This window comes from Rhizobacter sp. P2_H2 (assembly GCF_056403375.1).
The window spans coordinates 1-2,343 of the sequence record NZ_JBFUFP010000878.1; the positions used below are offsets into that span (position 1 = coordinate 1).

1 protein-coding gene and 1 pseudogene are annotated in these 2,343 nt (G+C 70.7%); both read left to right on the forward strand.

Annotated elements, in window-relative coordinates:
• Positions 1-1,150, forward strand: a 1,150-nt coding sequence (locus AC1D15_RS27640; RefSeq protein ID WP_477828523.1) for a hypothetical protein, incomplete at its 5' end; no start/stop codon positions are given.
• Positions 1,147-2,343: pseudogene (locus AC1D15_RS27645) on the forward strand (hypothetical protein); the annotation flags it as partial. The gene AC1D15_RS27640 and the pseudogene AC1D15_RS27645, both read left to right, overlap by 4 nt.

The window sequence follows — 2,343 nt, forward strand, 5'->3', positions numbered from 1 at the left end:
CACCGGATCGAGCGCGCCCGACCACTGGGACAGCGGCTTTCAGCTGGAGGCGCTGCATGCGGTGATCAGCCTGCACCACGATGACGACGCCGCGTCCACCGAGTTGCTGAAGCGGGTCGGGCGGCTGGCGAAGGGGTTCTGCGTGCAGATCRACGACACGGTGCCACGGGGCGAGAACTTCAGCCTCACGCCCGGCAGGCCCGAAGAACGCTGGGTGCATTTCGGCTACCGCGACGGCCTGTCGAAGGTGGGTATCAATGGCTGGTCGCACGACCCGGACATCCCCCCGAAGGAGCACCGCAAGCTGCGGAAGGTCTCGATCCACAACCCCGGCGAGTTCCTGCTCGGCCACACGGACGATGGTGGTGCCAACCCATGGGCGCTGGCCGCGCAGCCGCAGGCGGTGCGGTCGTTCTTCTGCGAGGCGAGCTTCGGCGTGCTGCGGCAGATGGCGCAGGACGAGCCCGCGTTTCGCGCCTACCTGAAGCAGCGGGCGAGGTGGATCGCCGTCGGCAGCCGAGGCACGATCGACGAGGATGACGCGATCGAACTCGTGCGGGCCAAGCTGTGCGGCCGTTTCGCCGATGGGCGGCGCATCGACCCCGAGACGCAGCAGCCGACCGGTGCGCCGGGCGAGGACTTCGACTACGCGGGCGACGCCGAAGGCAAGGGCTGCCCATTCGGCGCGCACATCCGCCGCATGAACCCGCGTGGGGGCCAGATTGCGCACCAGCTGCGCCGGCGTCCGCTGCTGCGGCGGGGCGCGCCGTACGGAGACCGGTGGAAAGAGGGCGAGGCATCCGGCATCGAGCGCGGCCTGCTCGGCCTGTTCTTCTGCAGCAGCATCGAGAACCAGTTCGAGCACCTGCTCGGCGAGTGGGCCGACCGCGTGCCGATGGGCAACCTCGACGAGGGCAACGCGAAGGACCCGCTGGCCTCGCGCCATGAGGATCCCGATGCGAGCTTCGTGCTGCCCGGCGACGCGTTGCAGCGCGGCGGCGTGACGGAGTTCAAGGGCCTGAAGCCGTTCGTGCGCACGCGCGGCACCGCCTACCTGCTGTACCCGACGAGCGACGGCCTGGAGCAGCTCGCGACCGAGGACCATGGCCACCTGTGGGTCGATGCGGTGGACCGGGAAGACTACGAATGACCGCGCGAACGGCCGCGCCGCTGCTCGACACCGGCGAAGACTTCGTCGAAGTGCCYGAGCCGCTGACCGRGCGCCCGCCGGCCGACCGCTTCTGCGACCTGGTGCTGACGGGCGGTGTCGCGAGCGGCGTCGTCTACCCGTGGGCGATCCTCGAGATCGCACGCGCATTCCGCTTCAAGAGCATCGGCGGCACCTCGGTGGGCGCGATGGCGGCGGCACTCGCGGCCGCAGCCGAGTACGGCCGGCGCAACGGCTACGACGACGGCTTCGAGGTGCTGCGGCGCGCGCCGGGCGATCTGGCGAAGCCGGGGCCGCGCGGGCTGCGCACGAAGATGCTGTCGTTGTTCCAGCCGGCGCCGGAGGGGCAGCGGCTGTTCGATCTCTTCGTCGGCGCGGTCGACATCTACGGCGAAACGCGCCGCAGCCGCGTGCCGCGCTGGGTGCGGCTGGGCTGGCCCGCCTTGCGCAGCTACCGCAAGCCGGCGTCGTGGGGCGGCCTGCTCGGCCTGCTGATCGCGGCCGATTGCGCGCTGGTGCCGCCGTTCAGCTGGGGCAGCCTGCTCGGGTTCGTGCTGGCGATTCCGATCTGCGTCATCGGTGCCGTCGTGTTCTACGGGCTGCTGCCCGACCTGGACAAGGGTCTCGTGAAGAACGACCTCGGCCTGTGCCATGGCAAGACGCAGCCGGGGCGCGACCCGAAGACCGACCCCGGCCTGATCGAGTGGCTCGACAAGGGCATCCAGCTCGCCGCCGGTCTCCGCCGCGAAGACGCGCCGCTGACCTTCCGCGACCTGTGGTCGGCACCCGCCTCGCCGGGTGCGCCGCGCGTGGCGGTGGGCGATGGCGACGACCGCCGGCTGCGCTCGATCAACCTGGAGATGATCACGACCAACGTGACGCACGGCCGGCCGTACCGGCTGCCGCTGCAGGACGAGACCGATCGCGTGTACTTCCRGCGCGAGGACATGGAACGGTTCTTCCCGGACCGGGTGGTCGCGGCGATGGTGAAAGCGGCGCGACCGTATGCGCCGGCCAGCGATTTCGATCCACCGGCCGGCCAGGAGGCGGAGAGCGAGAACCTGCTTGAACTGCCCCGCGGCGACCTGCCGATCCTCGTCGCGGCGCGCATGAGCCTGAGCTTTCCGCTGCTGTTCTCGGCGGTGCCGCTGTGGGCGGTCGACCACGAGATGCCG